21 protein-coding genes are annotated in these 20,376 nt (G+C 43.7%); all 21 read left to right on the forward strand.

The window, feature by feature from the left end; translation table 11 throughout:
* Window positions 1-16 precede the first annotated feature (16 nt).
* On the forward strand, window positions 17-1,942 hold the full coding sequence (locus B2M23_RS16550; RefSeq protein WP_038352336.1) for a DUF6674 family protein: 1,926 nt from the start codon (window positions 17-19) through the stop codon (window positions 1,940-1,942).
* A gap of 12 nt (window positions 1,943-1,954) precedes the next feature.
* Entirely contained in the window at window positions 1,955-2,641 is a 687-nt protein-coding gene (locus tag B2M23_RS16555; RefSeq protein WP_038352337.1) for a TraC-like domain-containing protein, read from the forward strand.
* A complete protein-coding gene (locus tag B2M23_RS16560) occupies window positions 2,642-4,561 on the forward strand; it encodes a VirB4 family type IV secretion system protein (RefSeq protein ID WP_052237242.1) in 1,920 nt (639 codons plus the stop codon).
* Window positions 4,562-4,565: 4 nt separating this feature from the next.
* A complete protein-coding gene (locus B2M23_RS16565) occupies window positions 4,566-5,633 on the forward strand; it encodes a transglycosylase SLT domain-containing protein (RefSeq protein ID WP_038352338.1) in 1,068 nt (355 codons plus the stop codon).
* A 9-nt stretch (window positions 5,634-5,642) separates the two neighbouring features.
* Window positions 5,643-6,275: a hypothetical protein gene (locus tag B2M23_RS16570; RefSeq protein ID WP_148430356.1), complete on the forward strand. Its 633-nt coding sequence runs from the start codon at window positions 5,643-5,645 to the stop codon at window positions 6,273-6,275.
* Window positions 6,276-6,287: 12 nt separating this feature from the next.
* The gene (locus B2M23_RS16575) at window positions 6,288-6,815 is read left to right on the forward strand and encodes a hypothetical protein (protein WP_038352340.1); all 528 of its coding nucleotides are present in this window, start codon (window positions 6,288-6,290) and stop codon (window positions 6,813-6,815) included.
* A complete protein-coding gene (locus tag B2M23_RS16580; protein ID WP_038352341.1) occupies window positions 6,805-7,662 on the forward strand; it encodes an MBL fold metallo-hydrolase in 858 nt (285 codons plus the stop codon). The genes B2M23_RS16575 and B2M23_RS16580 overlap by 11 nt, the downstream gene beginning before the upstream one ends.
* Window positions 7,663-7,791: 129 nt before the next feature.
* The gene (locus B2M23_RS16585) at window positions 7,792-8,646 is read left to right on the forward strand and encodes a Fic/DOC family protein (RefSeq protein ID WP_052237243.1); all 855 of its coding nucleotides are present in this window, start codon (window positions 7,792-7,794) and stop codon (window positions 8,644-8,646) included.
* A 245-nt stretch (window positions 8,647-8,891) separates the two neighbouring features.
* Window positions 8,892-9,134 carry a helix-turn-helix domain-containing protein gene (locus B2M23_RS16590; RefSeq protein WP_013380241.1) on the forward strand — a complete coding sequence of 81 codons (243 nt, stop codon included), beginning with the start codon at window positions 8,892-8,894 and terminating at the stop codon, window positions 9,132-9,134.
* A 74-nt stretch (window positions 9,135-9,208) separates the two neighbouring features.
* Window positions 9,209-10,408 (forward strand): tyrosine-type recombinase/integrase, encoded by a 1,200-nt coding sequence (locus B2M23_RS16595; protein ID WP_052237244.1) that lies wholly within the window; start codon window positions 9,209-9,211, stop codon window positions 10,406-10,408.
* A gap of 265 nt (window positions 10,409-10,673) precedes the next feature.
* A complete protein-coding gene (hcp, locus tag B2M23_RS16600) occupies window positions 10,674-12,236 on the forward strand; it encodes a hydroxylamine reductase (protein ID WP_110060324.1) in 1,563 nt (520 codons plus the stop codon).
* 387 nt (window positions 12,237-12,623) lie between these two features.
* Window positions 12,624-13,373: a GntR family transcriptional regulator gene (locus B2M23_RS16610; protein WP_038352343.1), complete on the forward strand. Its 750-nt coding sequence runs from the start codon at window positions 12,624-12,626 to the stop codon at window positions 13,371-13,373.
* 109 nt (window positions 13,374-13,482) lie between these two features.
* Window positions 13,483-14,163 carry a deoxyribose-phosphate aldolase gene (deoC, locus tag B2M23_RS16615; protein ID WP_038352344.1) on the forward strand — a complete coding sequence of 227 codons (681 nt, stop codon included), beginning with the start codon at window positions 13,483-13,485 and terminating at the stop codon, window positions 14,161-14,163.
* A 25-nt stretch (window positions 14,164-14,188) separates the two neighbouring features.
* Window positions 14,189-15,715, forward strand: coding sequence for a xylulokinase (xylB, locus tag B2M23_RS16620; protein WP_038352345.1), 1,527 nt, complete (start codon window positions 14,189-14,191; stop codon window positions 15,713-15,715).
* A 132-nt stretch (window positions 15,716-15,847) separates the two neighbouring features.
* Window positions 15,848-16,321 (forward strand): YbaK/EbsC family protein, encoded by a 474-nt coding sequence (locus tag B2M23_RS16625; RefSeq protein ID WP_038352346.1) that lies wholly within the window; start codon window positions 15,848-15,850, stop codon window positions 16,319-16,321.
* A 2-nt stretch (window positions 16,322-16,323) separates the two neighbouring features.
* Window positions 16,324-17,064 (forward strand): class I SAM-dependent methyltransferase, encoded by a 741-nt coding sequence (locus B2M23_RS16630; RefSeq protein WP_038352347.1) that lies wholly within the window; start codon window positions 16,324-16,326, stop codon window positions 17,062-17,064.
* 44 nt (window positions 17,065-17,108) lie between these two features.
* Complete coding sequence (locus tag B2M23_RS16635) at window positions 17,109-17,528, forward strand: DUF5684 domain-containing protein (protein ID WP_052237245.1); 420 nt, start codon at window positions 17,109-17,111, stop codon at window positions 17,526-17,528.
* A 144-nt stretch (window positions 17,529-17,672) separates the two neighbouring features.
* Window positions 17,673-18,509, forward strand: coding sequence for an Mrp/NBP35 family ATP-binding protein (locus tag B2M23_RS16640; protein WP_038352348.1), 837 nt, complete (start codon window positions 17,673-17,675; stop codon window positions 18,507-18,509).
* A gap of 67 nt (window positions 18,510-18,576) precedes the next feature.
* Window positions 18,577-19,299 (forward strand): AzlC family ABC transporter permease, encoded by a 723-nt coding sequence (locus tag B2M23_RS16645; RefSeq protein ID WP_038352349.1) that lies wholly within the window; start codon window positions 18,577-18,579, stop codon window positions 19,297-19,299.
* Window positions 19,296-19,625: a branched-chain amino acid transporter permease gene (locus tag B2M23_RS16650; protein WP_038352350.1), complete on the forward strand. Its 330-nt coding sequence runs from the start codon at window positions 19,296-19,298 to the stop codon at window positions 19,623-19,625. The genes B2M23_RS16645 and B2M23_RS16650 overlap by 4 nt, the downstream gene beginning before the upstream one ends.
* A 30-nt stretch (window positions 19,626-19,655) precedes the next feature.
* Entirely contained in the window at window positions 19,656-20,360 is a 705-nt protein-coding gene (locus B2M23_RS16655; RefSeq protein ID WP_038352351.1) for an ABC transporter ATP-binding protein, read from the forward strand.
* The last annotated feature ends 16 nt before the right edge of the window (window positions 20,361-20,376 follow it).

Genomic DNA, 20,376 nt, shown 5'->3' on the forward strand with positions numbered 1-20,376 from the left:
TGATTGGAGGATTGAAATGTCAGTTGATACTGAATTAGGACGGGAAATATCACAGATTATAAATATTATTTTACAGGAAGTTATACAAATGCAAAGAGAACGTCAGTATAACGAAGAACAGGTTAAAAGAAGTAAAGTGGAATCTGAGAAGGCAGCGCTTGTAAAAAAAATGAATGACGATACCCGGAACTCGCTGGAAAAAATAGACTCCCTGCTTAAACAAAATGACGAACTGGTTTCGCAGTACGGAGCGTCCATAGGCGATTATATTGATGAGGGACTTGCAGAAGTGATTGATAGTGAAATGCAGGTAAATAAAGCAATGGAAGGTGTATACAATCGTGCACAGGAAAACATGTGGCCGGAAACAGGTCAGCATACGGATTTACTCACACTCTCCAGACCAGCAATAAACGCTTACGTGGAAATCTGCAGAAATGCCGATGAAAAGCTGGCTTCAGCAGATCAAGAAGCGCGAAAAACCAGACCTTTGGAATTAACACTTTTGGATACCCTCGCAAACAAAGATTATCCCGAAAAAGCTGAGGATTTGGAAGATATTTCCTGGCACTGGATCGCCAACGAAGACATCACAAATACAATTAAGGAAAGAGATATCTTGTTAAATGCAGCACGCTATTCAGGAAATTTAAGAATGAATCTTGCAGCAGCCGAGGAAGGGAAGACCAATCCCCCTGAAAATCCTGCACCAGACGTATCTAGAGAGCCGCTTCAGAGTGAATTCACAACAGAACAGGATAAAAATAAAATAAGTACAATGGAGGTTAAAGCTCCTGAAATGCAAGATAATATGGCTAAAGGTCAGGATTTAGCATCACATGTTTCTGAAGATCCTCATGTGACAAATCCAGATCATACAGCAAATATTGAGGATAAAGTTCAGCAATTGCCTCGAAATACTGCCGCGGTCGGCAATACGACAAAACTTAATGATAGAGCAGAAGAATTATCGCTTGAATCCGTTGGAAATCAACAAAATATAGTGCCTGATAAAAGCGTTCAGGACATACCCGCAGAGAAAAAAGAATTACATGAAGAACCAGAAGTAAAGGCGATCATCGGTGTTCTTGACGCCAATGATCCGTTGACACGAAGAACATTTGAAGCACTTTTAACGTGTGTTTCTACAATGGAGGTGCATGTAAAGTCGCTCTCTGAAGAGACGATTCGCTTAAGACAGGAAATTAAAGAGATGCAGCCATCACCTGAAAAAGAAATGGTGCAGCAGGAAAATCGGAACATGGAAGACCAGGTAGTTGTTATGCAGCAAGATGTTATTGGGCTAAAGAGAGGCATTTTAGAAGGGTGCCGAAAAGCTTTGGATAATTTTAAGCAACATGGCAAGAAAGCCCTGAAAGATTTTTTGAGTTTTCTGCACATTGACAGTGCGTTGGAAAAAGCCCAGGAACATGTTACAGTGAACCTTCGCGAAAATGATCAAACATTAAAAGAGATTGAGGCTATCACAAAAGAATACCATAAATCAGGGCAGCATCTCAAAAATACTGGTCGCATGATCGCGGGAAAAGAGCCGATAGCGGATATTAAGGGGCCAGGTATCATTTCAAAAGCCGTTACGGCGCACTTTAAAGCGGAGCGTTCGTGTTTGAACAAACTGGACAGCAGCATTAGAAAGGCACTGGAAAATATTAAAGGTCTATCACCCGAACAGATTAAAGAAGATTCGTCCATGAACCGAATTTATAACATCATTCAGGGAGACGACGCCGAAGATAGAAATGATGAAGCAGAAGAGATTTTTGATGAAGAAACAGAAGAAAATACTCAGGAAAGCGTTGAAAAAAGCGCTGACGCAGAAGTCGTAAGCCATGGCATATTCAGTGGATTGGAAAATATTGAAGCCATTGATGCTAATATTTTATCGAAGGATAATTCTCAGGATGATGATATTGAAAGGTAGGGTGGTGAAATAATGTATATCATTATTTATCTTATCATTATTGCTTTTGGTGCCTTGTGCCTTTACTTTTTTTATCGGAAAAGAAAGAAAGAAAAAGCAGAAGAAGAAAATATGTACAAAGGTGAAACGGCGAATGATTTTATGAATACCAAAAATATCCGTCGCCAGGTACTTTTTACTAAAGACGATAAAAGGTGCAGTTACATTGAAATCGAACCAGTAAATATCGACCTGTTGAGTGACAAAGATATGGCGAGCATAACCGAAAGCCTGACAGCTGAGTTGTCGGAGCTGCGTTATCCGTTTAAATACTACGCCCTCAGCAAACCAGAAGATAATCGAAGCATCATGGCACAATACAGTAAAATTATTCAGTCAACGGATGATCCAGTAATTCGAAATATTCTGCGTAATGAGATTCAGCAAAGGCAGACGCAGGTACAAAATGCGGAAATGCCGACGCGTAAATATTATTTTCATCTGTGGGCAGACCGTGAAACGGATGAGGAATTCAAAAAACGTGTGGAAAGCTTGCGAGAAAAACTTGATAACTGCGGCATTAAGGCAAAGATTATTTCCCAGACAGAAATCGTTGAGTTTATCGAAATGGTTGCGAATCCACAATATGCTGTTCCTGAAGATCTAAAACCAGAGATTAATTTTTCATTTTTAATCAAACAATATGGAGGCGATGTGTAAATGTTTAGGAGAAAGCAGAAAGCTATAAAGAAGGATATTCACGGAAGACCAATTATTGAAGAAAAAAAAGAAAAAAAGAAGAGTAAAGCCGTCATTCCAGAAAATCAGGAGCTTAAGAGTATTATCGCACCTATCGGTATAACATTCAATCGTATTAACGCAGTAATTGGCGATAATTTAGCACGCTGTTACGGTGTGATTCGCTATCCGCAGTTTGCAGAGTATGGATGGCTCCGTCGATTGACAAATATTCATGGGACAGTGGCAGCCATTCATTTTACGCCACTCAATACAGATGAAGTGCTGAAAAGCCTGAATAATAACATAAGAAATTACCGGATGGACGCAAATGATGGAAAAAAAGATGAACTGGAACGGCAGCGCGCGGAGCAAAGCATTCGGAATGCAGAGGAAGCGATGCGCCGCATTGATCAAAACGGCGAAGTTGTCGGAAGAATGTGTTTTGTGCTCATGCCGCTTGCAGAAAATGAAAAATCATTTGATAAGATTTGTAAGAATGTCGAAAATGCTTCGTCGATTGCAAACTGTAAATGTCGAAAGATGGCGAGTGAACAAAAGAAAGGTGTCAAGTTCGTACTTCCGACCTATACCGAAGAAAATAACGTCCATCGGCAGACAGGGAGGATGATGCCCATCTCATCCTTTGTCGGTGGCTTTCCTTTTGCATCCTCTGGCTTTAATGATCATTCTGGTTTTTACCGCGGTCATGACGGCCTTGGCGGAACGGTTTATCTTAACAGCTGGTATCGAGGAAGGGATCGAACTAATTCAAATTATGTCATAGCTGGTAACGCTGGCATGGGCAAATCGGCAACGATCAAGGCCATGGCCATCATGGAGCGGGCACTAGGCGCATCCATCTTTTTTGTTGATCCGGAAGGTGAGTACAAAGATTTGACGTTGAATCTAAATGGAGAGTGGCTGAATGCTTCCGGGGGAAACGGAAAAGTGATTAATCCCTTGCAGGTCATTGGAAACACTAAGTATCTCAGTAAGGATGATGAAGATGGTGATGAGTACGATGATGATTCTGAAACCATCACGAATGACCTGGAAAATCATATGAAGCTCTTGGAAGTATTTTTAAGTCTTTATCTGAAAGAAATCACCCAATATCAGATGGCTTTGCTGAAACAGGAAATAGAAGAGCTTTACCTCAAATTTGACATCACCTGGGACACCGATGTCTCAAAACTAAAGAATACAGATTTTCCGCTTTTTAAAGACCTCCATCAACACTTGATCGATAAATCAAGAGAAGCGGAAGAGCGTGACAATATGGGTCTTAGCAAGGAATATGCAGATCTGGCGCTTTTGCTGAGGGATATCTCCATTGGATCGGACAGCTTTCTATGGGGCAGTTATACGACACTGGAGATCAACGCTGATGTGGTCTGCGTTGATACCTTCGGCTTGAATTCCAGGCCGGACAACATCAAATCTGCTCAGTATTTTCTATTGCAGAACCTTGCCTGGCAACGAGCGACGCGGTCGAATAAAGAGAGATCCATCATTGTTTACGAAGAAGCGCATATGATCATTGATAAGGATGTCCCGCAGCCGATGAAAACTCTCAGCCAACAGGAAAGACGCGCAAGAAAATATGAAGCAGCGATCTGGGTAGCCAGCCAGCAGGTCAACGATTTTGTCGATCCGGCCATCAAGCAATATGGATCGGCCATTCTAAATCAGCCAACCTACAAACTGATTCTTGGGATGGACGGTCAGGATTTGGTCGATGTTGCCAGGTTATATCGACTCAAAGAGGCAGAAAGAGAGCTGATCGAGCAGAAAACAAGAGGGCGTGCTCTGTTTATGATTGGTAGCAGACGGTTGGATTTAAGCATTAAAATTGACGATTTCAAATTAAGTTATTTCGGAGATAAAGGCGGGAGGTAATCTTTTGTCCATTGCAATAAAAGCGGCCTTAGCTCTCCTGAAGAACAGAAGAACCCGAGAGGTAATCATTGAATTACTTGTCGGGTTCATTTTATTTGTCGGATTTGTATCAATGCTGACACCAAAAAACAGCGGAACCGGCGGTGGCGTTTATGGTTATCCATGCAGCACGGAATATGGTATATCCGATGGCACAGCCGGTCTTGACCCAGAAACCTATGCTGTGATCGATCCATACGTTTTTCATAGTGGATGGGGTCAAAGAAACTGTGAATATCATGGCATGGAATTTCATGATGGCATTGATCTGTCCTGTCCGCTGGGATCAGAATTATACGCTGTCTGCGACGGTACAGTCACTCTGGCTGGTTATACCGGTGGCTACCAATATGCTGTGGGGATACTCGCCGGTGATGGTTCTGGATACTGGTTTTTCTATGCGCACATGAATTCACAGAGCAGTATCACCGTTAAGGCTGGCGATCACGTCACGAAGGGCCAGATTGTGGGATACTCTGGTGATGGCCTGGGTAATTATGCAGCCCATTTACATTTTGGATGCCATAAAACAGATGCAGGCAACACGGCTTATCGGGACATTTTCGATACCTCCGAAAATGTTACCGTTAATCCCTGGCCATTAATTAATCCTGCAAACAATGGAACATCCGGTGATATCGAGTCTTGGAGACAAACGGTTGTTAAGGCACTGGCAGCCAACGGATTAAGCACAGACAACGAAATGGTTGAAAAGGTACTAAGGCAGATCGAAACAGAATCCGGTGGAAATCCATTGGCCGTGCAGGGGATCAGCGACGTAAACAGTGGGGCACCCATTCCATTTAATAATGGTATCTGTCCATGGTGTCCGAATAGTGCCGGGGACAGCTGTGGCAACACTAATATTGGCCACGGTTTGATGCAGACCATACCAGAAACCTTCAACGGACACAAGCATGATGGCCATGATAATATTTTCGATGGTTACGACAATCTGCTGGCTGCGCTGCACTATGCAAAAAACAGATATGGAAATAACTTGAATGGACTTGGAGAAGGCCATGGATATTAATAGGAGATAATGATGGATATAGTTGTTGAAAATAGTAAAAAGTTAATACGAGATCTGTATTTGTTATTAAAAGATAATAAGAATTTAAATCTGGAAGAACCTGCCGATCAGGAAGAAGAACAAAAAATCAGACGCAAAAAGTATTTACTCTACAAGGAGATGAATAAAAGCGTCAAGGATTTTATAGTGAACTTGGTAAATTTTGAGGACAAAAAAGATGAAGAAAAACAGGAGGAAAAAATGGAATATAATCAGAATGTTTCAGTGAAGCAGACGATGTTACTAGAAAATGTCAATGATAATCTGGAAAAGAATATCGAGGCTTGTAAGGTGATCAATCAAAATATAAAAGAGTTGATCGAGTCGCTTCCAGACTGTGAGATCGAAAAATCCATTCAATCACTCAATGATACATTCGGCATTGTTAAAGAGAATATGAAGGAGAATAAAATGGATTTTAAAGAAATTTTGACAGATCTTAAGAATCAGAATAAGGAAATGGAAGCTGTTTCAAACCGGATCAGAGAAGAGGCGGCGGATACAATCCGTAGAGAAGGCTGGAAACAGACACTGGTGTATGGCGGCTCAATAATATCATTGATCAACTTGATTTTACTTTTAATCGTGCTCTTTTTACGATGAGAGAGGTACAAAATGATCTTATATATTTGTGGAAATAAAAAAAACGCTCATGATATGGACTTCCTAAATGATTTTGATAAAGTAGACTGTAAAATTGCATCTGAGTTTTCAGTGCGACGCTTTTTAGATGAAGCAAATACATATGTGAACCTTGAATATTTGATTTTGGATATCATGGTCGTTCATGACACACAGGAGGAGTTAATCAACAGCTTAATTAATCTGCATTCATTTTGTGGCACCACGCCGGTTGTTTATCTGCCGAGCGCAAATGATAAAGATCTATCGGGTACCCTGGCAGAGATAAAAAAACACGGCATTGATGTTTTTAATAAAAAAGACTACAAAGGAAAGCTCACCAAAATTATAAATTCACACTATATGAAAACAGCAAAGCCCGCTCATGAGAACGCGGATGCGAAGCCGATCCGCACAGTGTCACAGGAAAATAATAAGAAAAGCTTTTTAAAACGTGAAGATCAGATGATTATTGATAAACTTAGAAAGACAATATTACATGAGGTTCAAAATGAACGATAAAAAAGCAATAATACTGTACAGCATCCTTGGCTTAATCGTCATATTTTCTACGCTTGTAACGAGTGCTTTGTTAATGAACAAGGACTCTAATCATTCCGAAGACACGAGTAAGGCAGCAATGACGACTGAAGTTCAGGGAAATGTCACCTTTACTTTTATGAATAGCGGCGAAGGCATGGCGTCCGTGATCGAGACTTCAAACGGAGGAATTGCGGTTATTGACACTGGGACTGGAGAGAATCCTTTTTTGCAGGACTACATACAAGGGAGGAAAGTCGATATTCTTTTACTAACCAGTCTGGACGTTGGCCATATTGGCGGATTGACATCCTTGCTGGACACTTGCCCGGTCGAGAAATGCTTCTTTCCCGGCAGCAGTGGTCTTGCCGCATATGATGATGTTTCAGCGTTAATTTCAGCGCATGAGATTTCGATCTCAAATGATGAGCAATATGAAATGGATGATGTGGTCATAAAACCCATTGATTTTACAGAAAATAACATTGCATATATGGTTGTTCACGGAAGTGACCGCTTAATTTACCAGGGGGATCAAACGCCTGAGAATGCAACGAAAATGCTGCTCTCTGATGACTTGAAGTATTCAAGTATTACAGGGATCGTTGCAGCTAAGAATGGCGAAAATGCTTATTTTTGCAGCGATTTATTGCGAAAACATCCAAAGTTTGTCGTTGCTAATATTACAGAAAACAATGATGGAAATAATCAATTAACCACATATTGTAAAGAAAATAATACTGATCTGTATACCTTCGTGGCAAACCCGATGATACCACTTCATTTTTCATCATCAGGAAATGAAATGAAGTTAGTTGGATTTGGATAAGAATGGAGCAGACACACTAATTTCTTGACTATTCTATTCCAATCGATATAATAGGATCATAAAGTAATTGACAAGCTGAGAGCAAGTGGTTTCACAAAAGCAAACCACAGTTTGAATGGAGGCTAAAATATGGATGAACACATTCCTTACACTTATGAAGAAAAACATGAAAGCTATGATACCTGTGAAAAACAGCTTTATTGGGATGTTGCAATTGGGTTGAATCAAGTGGATGCTTTAAAACCATCACAATACTTAAAGAAACTCATTCCTAAAAATATTTATGGCGCAGCATCAAATAAGGAAGTCGAAGATTCTTTAAAAGCCTATTACCGTGAAAAGAGCATTGTCAATCATGACGAAATGGAATGTGACTTAGTATCTGCGCGAATCGTTTCATTGCTGGAGACAGGTGGTTTTTCGTTTTCGCCTGTAGCCCTTAAGAGTATACACAGAATTTTATTTGATAGTATTTATGATTTCAATGGCATTTTTAGGGATACAAATATCTGGAAAAAAGAGCCGATCCTCGGTGGGGAATCCGTAACCTATGGAGATTTCCGTATGCTTGAGGATACCTTGGATTATGATTTTGCGCAGGAAAAAAAGCAAAATTACGTATCAATGGACAACGAATCGGCTATCCGCCGTATTTCAGAATTTATAAATTCGATCTGGCAGTTGCACCCCTTCAGGGAGGGAAACATGCGGACAATCGCTGTTTTTCTAATACAATATTTAAACCATTTAGGTTTTTCTGTGAACAACGAGCCCTTCAAAGAAGGCTCCCTGTATTTTAGAAATGCCTTGGTGAGGGCAAACTATTATAATATGAATGAAGGGATTCAGCCAACAAGTGAGTACCTTGAAAAATTTCTCACAACGGTTCTTTCCGGCGATACGGTCAAAGATTTAGACAGTTGGGAAATGGCAGTGGCCATCGGAGAAAACAAAGAAAAAGACGAATATGAAGCTGATCGTTGATCAAAATAATGTTTTACAGAAAAAAGCCATTAGAGTTATCTAGTGGCTTTTTATATTGGAGAACGGAAGATGTTTTTGAGTAAAAATAATGAATGGAGAGTGCAATGGAAAATTTAAATCCTGCATTAATGACGTTTAAACAGTTTATTGAATATCTTGGTATTAAAGAAAGAATGAGAAGACTTTGCATTTTTCCTCAACTGGTAATGGCTTAAAATTAGTTGGTTACAAATAAGGTAAAAGCTATGAATCGAAATAATGATAGACAAACTTGTGAAAATACTAAACTTCAAAACAACATGTTTAAAGATCTTGATGATGTTGTAAATGTTAAAGATATACAAAAAATGCTTCATAATGTAAGCAGACAATATGTATGCAAATTAATAAGAACTGGCAGGATTCCAGGTAAAAAAATTGGCAAGGGATACTTGGTTCCAAAAATATATGTTATTAAATATATCTTAGAAAACGAAGAAAATGCATAGACAAATAGACCATATTCATATAAAATTTTAGATATTAACAAGTATCTGTTTGTCCATGAGTTGGAGGTAATTTCATGGTAGCAGGACATTTAGAAGAAAAAAACGGATTGTATTATTGTGTTATTAGTTATTATGAGCGACCAGGTAAAAGGATCAGAAAGTGGATACCAACTGGTTTAAGAGTAAAGGGGAATAAGAAAAAAGCAGAAAAGAAGCTACTGGAAGTAAGAAGTAAATACATTATTCCAAATGCGGCGAATGATCTCAATACGGAGATGCTTTTTGGTGACTATTTAAGAAAGTGGCTGGAATACAGAAAATCGGCTATTGCGATTACAACTTACCACTCGTATAAAACTAGGATCGAAAGAAAAATTGCCCCCTATTTTGATGAGCGCAAGATGAAGCTGGGGTCTTTAAAAGCTGCGCATGTGCAGGAGTTCTATATTCATTTAGAAAATGAAAAATTGAAACCTTGTACAATTAAGTGTTATCATGAATTAATGAATACCGCACTAAATTACGCAGTTCGTTCTGAGCTGATTTTGGCTAACCCGCTTCGTCTGGTATATAGACCTTCAGTTAGAAAATCAATTGAACCACACAGCTGTTATAATGAGCTTGAACTCGAAAAATTATTCAAAGTAAGTGAAGGTACATTACTGGAGATACCGATATTATTAGGTGCATTTTATGGCCTGAGAAGATCAGAAATTATAGGGTTGAAATGGAGCGCGGTTGACTTTGAGAATAACTTAATTAATATTAACCATACGATTGTTCCGGTATATAGTGAGTCAAGTTATATCTATGTCAAGGAAAACAGGACAAAAACGATTAGCAGTAGAAGGACACTTCCTTTGATTGATCCGGTAAAGGGTAAGCTGATCAAGCTAAAAGCAATCCAGTTAAATAACCGCCTGGTGTGTGGTAATGCTTATGAAGATACGGAAGGATACATATGCGTAAATGAAGTAGGAAGATTGTATACTCCAAACTGGCTTACGACCTCTTTTGGAAAACTATTAAAAAAACATGGATTACGACACATTCGGTTTCATGATCTCAGGCATAGTTGTGCTAGTATTCTTTTGAGAAAAGGTGTTCAAATGAAATACATACAGGAATGGCTTGGGCATAGCAATATTGCAACAACAGCTGATATTTATTCGCATTTGGAAGTATCCGATATGATCCCACTGGCATCAACGATTGAAAAAGCGATGCAGGTTCCGGATAATCCAGAAAGCAGTAACCTGTTATCATTTGTTTGATAAAAACAGGAAAAGATGTTAGAATATATGAAATAAATATTTGGGCAGAAATCTTGGGCAGAAAAAGATTGATATCGCTTGAAACTTTCAGTCAAGGCTAGTTGATTTTAAAATGTAGCAAAAGAAAAATAGAAAACAAAATATCGAAAAACCCTAAAAAAATCAAGCTTTTTTAAATATCATTGCATATGCAACATACATTTTCGCTGCAGATGGGTATACTTGATAACAAGTCAAAGAAATAAGTTATCAAGGAGGAATACAAATGTCCATGTTTTGTTTTCAATGCGAACAGACTGCTTTAGGAAAGGGCTGTACCAAGCACCAGGGAGTTTGCGGCAAGAAGGATCACACCGCACATCTGCAGGATGAGCTGACAGGCGCTATGATCGGTCTGGCACGGGTGATGGAAAAGGAAGAAGCGCCCAATGATGAAGTCAGCAAGCTGGTGATGAAGGGGTTATTTACCACTGTGACAAATGTTAATTTTAACGATCCAACCATTAAAAAACAGGTGGAGGACCTGCACAATCTGCAAAAGGCCATTGGTGGTGAAATCCGTGATTTTGATATGCAGGAGCTCTGGAACGCCAATGAAGATATCCGCTCCTTAAAATCGCTGATTCTGTTTGGACTGCGCGGTATGGCAGCTTACGCTTATCACGCCGATGTGCTGGGGTATCACAATGAGGATGTCAACGCCTTTTTCCTGACTGCGCTGCGTGCCATTGGCGGTGAAGAAGATATGGATACGCTGCTGGCGTTGGTCATGGATACCGGCAATGTCAATCTGCAGTGTATGGCCATGTTGGATAAAGCCAACACAGAAACCTACGGAATACCTGAGCCGACAGAGGTTTCCATGACCATTGAGAAGGGGCCGTTTATCATCATCACAGGCCATGACCTGCATGATCTTTATCTGCTTCTGGAACAGACGAAGGACAAGGGGATTAACATCTACACCCACGGTGAAATGCTGCCGACCCACGCCTACCCGAAGCTCAAGGCTTACCCGCACCTCAAAGGAAACTTTGGTACGGCATGGCAGAATCAGCAAAAGGAATTTGACGGTGTACCGGCGCCTATTCTCTACACGACCAACTGTCTGATGCCAGTCAAGGATTCCTACAGCGATCGTGTTTTCACCACCGAAGTGGTTTCTTATCCTGAAATGGTGCACATCGGACCAGATAAAGATTTTACACCTGTTATTGAAAAGGCCCTGGAGCTTGGCGGCTATCCGGAAGATCATAAAATGACCGGTATCAACGGCGGCTCTGTATTGACAACGGGCTTTGCAAGGGGAACTGTGCTGTCTGTGGCCGATAAGGTTGTAGAGGCTGTAAAAGGCGGCAGCATCTCCCATTTCTTCCTGGTTGGCGGCTGTGACGGCGCGAAGCCAGGACGGAACTACTACACAGAGTTTGTTAAGCAGACACCAGACGATTCCATTGTCCTGACACTGGCCTGCGGCAAATACCGGTTCAACGATTTAGATCTTGGCACTATCGCTGGCCTGCCGAGAATCATGGATGTTGGACAATGCAATGACGCTTACTCGGCCATCCAGATCGCTCTTGCCCTTGCAGATGCCTTTGACTGCACCGTCAACGAGCTTCCGCTCACACTGGTATTGTCCTGGTACGAACAGAAGGCCGTCTGTGTACTGTTGACGCTGCTGTCCCTTGGCATCAAAAATATCTACCTTGGACCAACACTTCCAGCTTTTGTTTCTTCGAATGTATTAAATGTGCTGGTTGAACGTTTTGGTCTGACACCAATTTCCACGCCGGAAGAAGACCTGAAAAAAATTCTTGAAAAATAAATGGCACGTCTAAAGCCCGGATATTCATCCGGGTTTCAGGCTGTTAAAGAAGTGGCGGAGGCCGAGACTGCGCCTTTTATCCAGATAAGAAAAAAGTTCAAGCGCTGCGGTAAAAGGCGGGGAATCATGCCTCTTTACCGGAAACGCCGGACACAGGAGAGATCAAAGGTCATCTTTATTGAAGAAGATACAAGTGTTAATGCAGTGCCCGCAGAGCACTTTTTTCTTCCTTAGGTAAAGGACTCCGTCTCTTGAGGTTTTTGACACACTAAAGCCCGGATATTCATCCGGGTTTTCTTTTATGAGTTCGCAATGTCATGACATATGGACATTTTATAAAAAATGCGCTATACTAGATGGTAATGACATAAGAAAGGCTATTATAATATGGGATTATTTGATCATCAACTCGATAAAAATATACCGGTGCCGCTCTATTACCAGCTTAAAACGTTGCTGGAGGAGTATATTGAAAAGGAACATACCAGTTACGAAGAACCTATTCCAACGGAAATGGAGATCAGTGAGGCTTTTGGAATCAGCCGTCCAACGGTACGCCAGGCGATCAACTCGCTGGTGGTAGAGGGAAGGCTTTACCGCAAAAAGAGCAAAGGCACCTTTGTGACCCGGCCTAAGATTCACCAGAATTTTCTGGAATCGATCCAGAGCTTTAACGAGGAAATGGAGGAAAAAGGGCTGACGCCTAAAACTGAAGTGCTCGGCCTGGTGGTAGTGGCCTGTGACGAAGAGGTGGGGCGTGCCCTGCAGCTTGAGGTGGGGACAGAGGTCGTACGGCTTGAGCGCCTGCGCTACGCCAATGACGAGCCCATTGTCCATGTGGTCAGCCATCTGCCGCACAGCCTGTGCAATGAAATGCTGGAAAAGGATTTTACCAGGGTTTCCATGTATCATGTGATGGAGACCGAGCTGGGGTTGACCATTGATTATGCCACCAGGCGACTTGAAGCCATACTGGCGGACAGCTCTACGGCTAAAACCCTGGGCATCAGCAAAGGCTCCGCGATCCAGTATATTCAGACCATCGCCTACTTGACCGACGAGACGCCGGTAGAGTACTCCAAGGCCCATTACCGCGGGGACAGGAGCCATTTTACGTTTAGATTAAAACGCAATTAACCTTAAAAAGACCAGCATTCGCTGGTTTTTTCTTTTTTGCTCTTGACAGTTATACAATAGGATGTTATTATGTAAATACATAAGAACAATAAATGAAGTGAGGATTTACATGAAAACACTAACTGTTAAAGAACTGGCAGGCTATTTTGATCATACACTCTTAAAGGCCTTTGTCACGGATGAGGATTTTAAGAAGCTGTGTGATGATGCCGACAAGTACGGCTTTAAGATGGTTGCCATCAACTCGGCTCCGGTAGCGCTGTGTAAGGAGTACCTGAAGGATTCACCTGTGCACGTGGGCGCAGCCATCAGTTTCCCCCTTGGACAGACAACCATTGAAGCCAAGGTTTTTGAGACTAAAAATGCCATTGAAAACGGCGCGGACGAAATTGATTATGTCATCAATATCGTGGAGCTGAAAAATAAGAATTATGATTATATTAAACGTGAAATGGAAGCCATTGTGGCAGTCTGCCGTGAAAACGACGTGCTGTCAAAGGTTATTTTTGAAAACTGCTATCTGACAAAGGACGAAATTGCAAAGGTAGCCGAGATCGCCAGAGAAGTGAAGCCGGATTTTATCAAGACTTCAACAGGCTTTGGTACAGGCGGAGCGACCGTGGAGGATGTAAAGCTCATGAAATCCATTGTCGGTGACGACGTGAAGGTCAAGGCCGCTGGCGGTATCCGCGATCTTGAAACCTGCCTGGCAATGATCGAAGCCGGCGCAGAAAGAATCGGCAGCAGCAGCAGTATTGAAATTACAGAAGCTTACGCAAAAACATTATAACAATCATTTTTGAGGAGAGGTTAAAATGAAAAAATATTTACTGGCACACGATTTGGGAACATCTGGAAACAAGGCGACTCTGTACAGCACAGAAGGGGAACTGGTCAAAAGCTGTGTTCACAGCTATGACATGCTTGTCAGCAATAACAACTGGGTTGAACAGCGTCCGGAGGATTTTTGGAACGCTGTCTGCGTATCCACAAAAGAGTTAGTGCAGGACATCGACGTGAACGACATTGCCGCCATATCCTTCAGTGGCCAGATGATGGGGTGCATCTGTGTGGATAAAGAGGGCAAGGCGCTTAGAAACGCTTTGATCTGGGCAGATATGCGCGCTACTAAAGAAGAAGAAATGATCCGTGAGCGCATCAGCGAGGAAGATTTTTATCATCTCACAGGCCATAAGATCAGCCCGTCCTACGGCGGACAGAAGCTGATGTGGGTTAAAAATAACGAGCCTGAAATTTATGAAAACACCTATAAAATGCTCAACTGCAAGGATTATATCATTCTAAAGCTTACCGGTGAATTCGTCACGGAGTATACGGACGCCTCCTCTACCAACCTGTTGGATTTAAACAAGCTGGAATGGTCTGACCGCCTTTTGGAAGTCATGGGGATCGACCGTGAAAAAATGCCGGCACTGTTAAAATCCACAGACATTGCGGGGACCGTCACAGATGAAGCGGCAAAAGCCTGCGGACTGGTTTCTGGAATCCCTGTTGTCTGCGGCGGTGGCGATGGTGTCTGCGCGGCCGTTGGCACTGGCTGTACCAAGGAAGGCATTGCCCACAGCTGTATGGGTACATCCTCATGGATTTCCATCACCACAGAAAACCCAATCTACGATGAAGAAATGCGCACCTTTACCTGGGCGCACATTGTGCCGGGCTATGTACTGCCAACTGGGACCATGCAGTGCGGCGGCGGCTCCTACAGCTGGTTTACAAAGGAGCTGTGCAAGTACGAAAGCCTGCTGGGCGAACAGCAGGGGATCAGCAAATATGACCTTCTGGAACAGGAAATTAACGATTCTAAGCCAGGAGCCAATGGACTGCTGTTCTTACCTTACCTGATCGGCGAGAGAAGCCCGCGCTGGAATCCAAAGGCAAAGGGCGCCTTTATCGGTCTTAAAATGGAAACCGAAAAGAAGGATATGGTGCGCGCGGTGCAGGAAGGCGTTGCCTTTAACCTGGGCGTGGTCATGGATGTTTTCAAGGGTAAGGGCGTTGCGATTGACGACATGATCGTCATTGGCGGCGGCGCACAGAGCGATGCATGGCTCCAGATTTTAGCGGATGTTTACAACATCAATATCCAGAAACCAAACTACCTGGAAGAGGCGACCTCCATGGGTGCAGCCATTACAGCAGGTGTGGGCGTCGGCGTCTTTGAAAACTTTGACGTCATTGACAAGTTCCTGAAGATTGAAGAGACAAAGACACCAAATACAGATAATCAGCCGGTTTACAGTGCCATGAAGCCAATTTTTGACGAAGCTTATTTTGCGCTGACCGGGGTCTTTGACAAGCTTTCTGAATTTACGAAATAAATAAAGAGAAATATAAAGCAGCACATAGGCAAAGCCGTGCTGCTTTTTTGTGTGTGGAGAAGTGATACCGCTTGCATTTGGGGTAAATTCGCGGTAAACTGGTAGAGTATAATAAGGATTGGAGTAAAGAAAATGGCAGTAGATAAGGTAAAGGCATATTTTAAACAGTACGGTATGGAAGATCAGGTTAAGGAGCTGACAGCTTCAACTGCGACCGTTGAGCTGGCCGCAGAGGCTGTAGGTGTGATCCCTGCCCGAATCGCAAAAACACTGTCCTTTAAACGATATGACGAGTGCGTTCTCGTTGTGGCAGCAGGCGACACAAAAATTGATAATCGAAAATTCAAGGATGAGTTTGGCGTAAAAGCAAAAATGCTGTCGCCGGATGAGGTTTTGGAATTTACAGGCCACGCAGTTGGCGGTGTATGCCCCTTTGGCATTGAAAACCCGGATGTGGAGGTCTATCTGGATGACTCTCTCAAGCGCTTCGATACAGTATTTCCGGCCGCTGGCAGCAGCAATTCCATGATCGAGCTTTCCTGTGACGACCTGTTTCAGTATTCCGGCGCACTGAGCTGGGTGGATGTGTGCAGGCTTAAGGAGTGAGCATGAAAGAAAATAAATACGATGATGATGTGTTTTTTAAAAAATACAGCGAAATGAACCGCTCCCGTCAGGGCTTGGCAGGCGCAGGGGAATGGTCTGAGCTGCAAAAGCTTTTGCCGGATTTCAAGGATAAGCGTGTGCTGGACTTAGGCTGCGGCTATGGCTGGCACTGCCTGTATGCCGCAGAGCACGGCGCGGCCAGCGTGCTGGGCGTGGACATCTCTGAGAAGATGCTGAATACAGCGAGGGAAAAGAACAGCCACGAGCGAATCTGCTACAGACAGTGTGCCATGGAGGATCTGGATTTTGCAGAAAATTCCTTTGATGTGGTGCTCAGCTCGCTGGCGTTTCATTATATACAGGATTTTTCTGCACTGGCGGAGAAAATAAGCCGTTTTACTGCCCCGGGCGGCGATTTTATCTTTTCGGTGGAGCACCCGGTCTTTACCGCTTACGGCACGCAGGACTGGTATTATGATGACGCGGGTGAAATTTTACATTTTCCGGTAGACAATTATTATTATGAAGGTAAGAGGAAGGCTGTTTTTCTGGGGGAAGAGGTGACCAAATACCATCGGACACTCACCACCTATCTCGATACATTGCTGCAAAATGGCTTTGAGCTGCAGCACATTGTCGAACCCCAGCCTCCGGTGGAAATGCTTGATTTGCCGGGTATGAAGGATGAAATGCGGCGCCCTATGATGCTGTTGGTGTCCGCTAAAAGAAATAAAAAGCTCTGATATAGTAAAACCTGAGGGTTTTGAAAAAGAAAGGGGCAATAGCTATGATAACAATCGTACCGCTTTTATTGCTGCTGTGGTATATTTTGACTTTGGCGGCGGGATGGAAGATGTTCGAGAAGGCCGGCGAGCCGGGATGGAAATCTTTTATTCCTTTCTACAATGAGTACACGGTGTACAAATTTTCGTGGAATACAATGATTTTCTGGATCAATTTTATTTGTGTGGTGCTGAGCAGACTGCTCGGCAATAGCGATATGGGCCTCCTCATCTTAATTGCCGGTGTGCTGAACCTTCTGTCAGCCGTTCTTTATGTTGGCATCAGCTATAAGCTGGCGCAGTCCTTTGGACAGGACGTGGCCTTTACCATTGGTCTGATCATACTGCGGCCTGTCTTTATTCTGGTGCTTGGCTTCGGAAGTGCGGATTATATTGGCCCGGAAGGAAGCCGTTCTTTACATTGATTTGGGCAAATGCCCAAAAAGTAGTTAACAAAAGCTGAAAGATATGTTATAATAAGGCTCAAATGAGTTTAACCATTGCCGTCAGGAAGCTCTTTCTGACGGCGATGTCATTTTATAAGATTTTTGTTTGAAGGAGTGAATGAAATGGTTGATGAAGAAAACTGCACCCATGACTGCAGCACCTGCGGATCAGACTGTGCTGACCGTGAGGGCGGTGCACCGGACTTTATGGTCAAGGCGCATCCCTGGAGTCAGGTTAAAAAAGTAATTGGCGTTGTCAGCGGCAAGGGCGGCGTTGGTAAATCCCTCGTAACCTCCACACTGGCGGTACTGCTCAGACGTAAAGGATTATCTACCGGCATTCTGGATGCCGATATCACAGGCCCGTCCATCCCCAAGGCTTTTGGAATTACCCAGAAGGCTCAGGGAAGCGACAAGGGCATTTATCCGGTTAAGACAAAAACCGGCATTGATTTAATGTCCATGAACCTGCTTTTGGAAAACGACACCGATCCTGTTGTCTGGAGAGGCCCGGTAATCGCCGGCGCGGTAAAGCAGTTCTGGAGTGATGTTATCTGGGAATACGAAGACTATCTGTTTGTGGATATGCCGCCGGGAACCGGCGATGTGCCGCTCACGGTATTCCAGTCACTGCCTGTCAATGGGATTATCATTGTGACCTCTCCTCAGGAGCTGGTATCCATGATCGTTGAAAAGGCTGTAAACATGGCAAACATGATGGACATTCCTATTTTAGGCGTTGTTGAAAACATGAGCTATGTGGAATGCCCGGACTGTGGTAAAAAGATTGCTGTTTTTGGCGAAAGCCATATTGACGAAGTCGCAGCGGAAAAGGGCCTGAAGGTTCTGGCCAAGCTGCCAATCGACCCGGAAACCGCCTCACTGGTGGATGCCGGCAAAATCGAAGACTTTAAGGGAGACTGGCTGGACGGCGCCGCAGACGTTGTCGCCGCTTTATAAAAACATCTGAACAACGGGGCCTGAGGGTCTCGTTGTTTTTCTCTATCCTAAAAAATGCGGAGGGCATATGAAAAAAACACTTGAAAGCGCCTTTGTCACCACCCTTCCGGTCCTGTTTGGCTATCTGTTTACCGGCATTGCCTTTGGTCTGCTTTTAAGCAAGGCCGGCTACGGCGTGCTGTGGGCAGCGCTCATCAGCACGGTGGTATACGCAGGCTCCATGCAGTTTGTACTGGTAACCTTTTTTGACGGCGGGCTGAGCCTGTTCACCATCGCCATGATGACTTTTGCCATCAATATCCGCCATTCCTTTTACGGGCTGTCCTTTATTCAGAAGTTCAAGGAAATGGGGAAAAAACGCCTGTACATGATCTTTTCATTGACCGACGAAACCTATTCACTGCTTTGCTCGGCAAAGACACCGGAGGGGGTGGATGAAAAGCGGTATTACATGGCCATCGCTCTGATGGACCAGATTTACTGGATTATCGGCAGTGTGCTTGGCTCGGCGGCTGGCGCGCTCATTACCTTTGACACCACAGGGATCGACTTTGCCATGACAGCCCTGTTCATTGTTATTTTTGTTGAGCAGTGGCTGGAGGCAAAAAACCATCTTCCTGCCCTGGTCGGCCTGGCAGCTGGGATCATCTGCCTTTTGATCTTTGGCCCTGGCAATTTTATTCTGCCTTCTCTTTTGAGCTCGGTGCTTTTGCTGATGCTGCTTAAGGCGCGGCTGGACGTAACAGAGGAAGCCGATAAGGCAGATAAAGAACAGGAGGGTGTGCAATGATTGGAACTTCACAGGCTTTTTTGATTGTGGCGGTGGTGGCGGTCTGTACCTTTATCACCAGAGTGCTGCCCTTTGCGCTTTTTGGGCGTAAGGACCCGCCAGAGTGGGTGCTGTACCTTGGAAGGATTCTGCCGCCGGCAGTCATTGCGATTCTTGTGGTGTACTGTTACCGCAACGTCGCCCTGAACGCGTGGCCCTTTGGGCTGCCCGAGTTTATTGCCATGGCAGCTGTGGTGGCACTGCATGTCTGGAAGCGGAACAATCTTATCAGCATCGGTGTGGGAACCATATTGTATATGGTTTTAATTCAGGTTGTTTTTGTATAATAAGAAAAACAGCGATAAGGGGTAGAATAAATGAGAAAATTTGTCGAATTTAACGATGTATATAAACGCTATAAAATGGGCGAGGTGACCATCAACGCTGCCAATGGCATTTCATTTGGCATCGAGGAAGGTGAGTTCGCCATTGTGGTTGGTCCCAGCGGCGCCGGAAAGACAACCGTACTCAACATATTGGGCGGTATGTCCGGGTGTGATGAGGGCCAGGTGTTTGTGGGCGATAAGGAGGTCTCAGCGCTGAACGCCAGAGAGCTGGCAACCTACAGGCGCTATGATACCGGCTTTGTCTTTCAGTTTTATAACCTGATCCAGAATCTGACGGCTGTGGAAAATGTTGAGCTGGCAACACAGATCTGCAAAGACCCTATGGACGCGCGCGAAACGCTGGCGAGCGTTGGACTTGAGGATCGTATGGATAACTTTCCATCTCAGCTGTCCGGCGGGGAACAGCAGCGTGTGGCCATTGCGAGGGCACTGGCAAAGCGGCCAAAGCTGCTGCTCTGTGACGAGCCCACTGGCGCCCTGGATTACAGCACCGGTAAAAATATTCTGAAGCTTTTGCAGGATACCTGCCGGCGGGAAAAAATGACCGTTGCCCTTATTACACATAACCAGGCCATCACCCCCATGGCAGACCGGGTTATTAAGATGAAGAACGGCAAGGTTGAGGACATGTACCTGAACGCTGAGCCCATGTCGGTGGAACGCATCGAGTGGTAAAAAAACAAGGTACGTC

The organism is Eubacterium limosum (assembly GCF_000807675.2).
Classification (GTDB): domain Bacteria; phylum Bacillota; class Clostridia; order Eubacteriales; family Eubacteriaceae; genus Eubacterium; species Eubacterium limosum.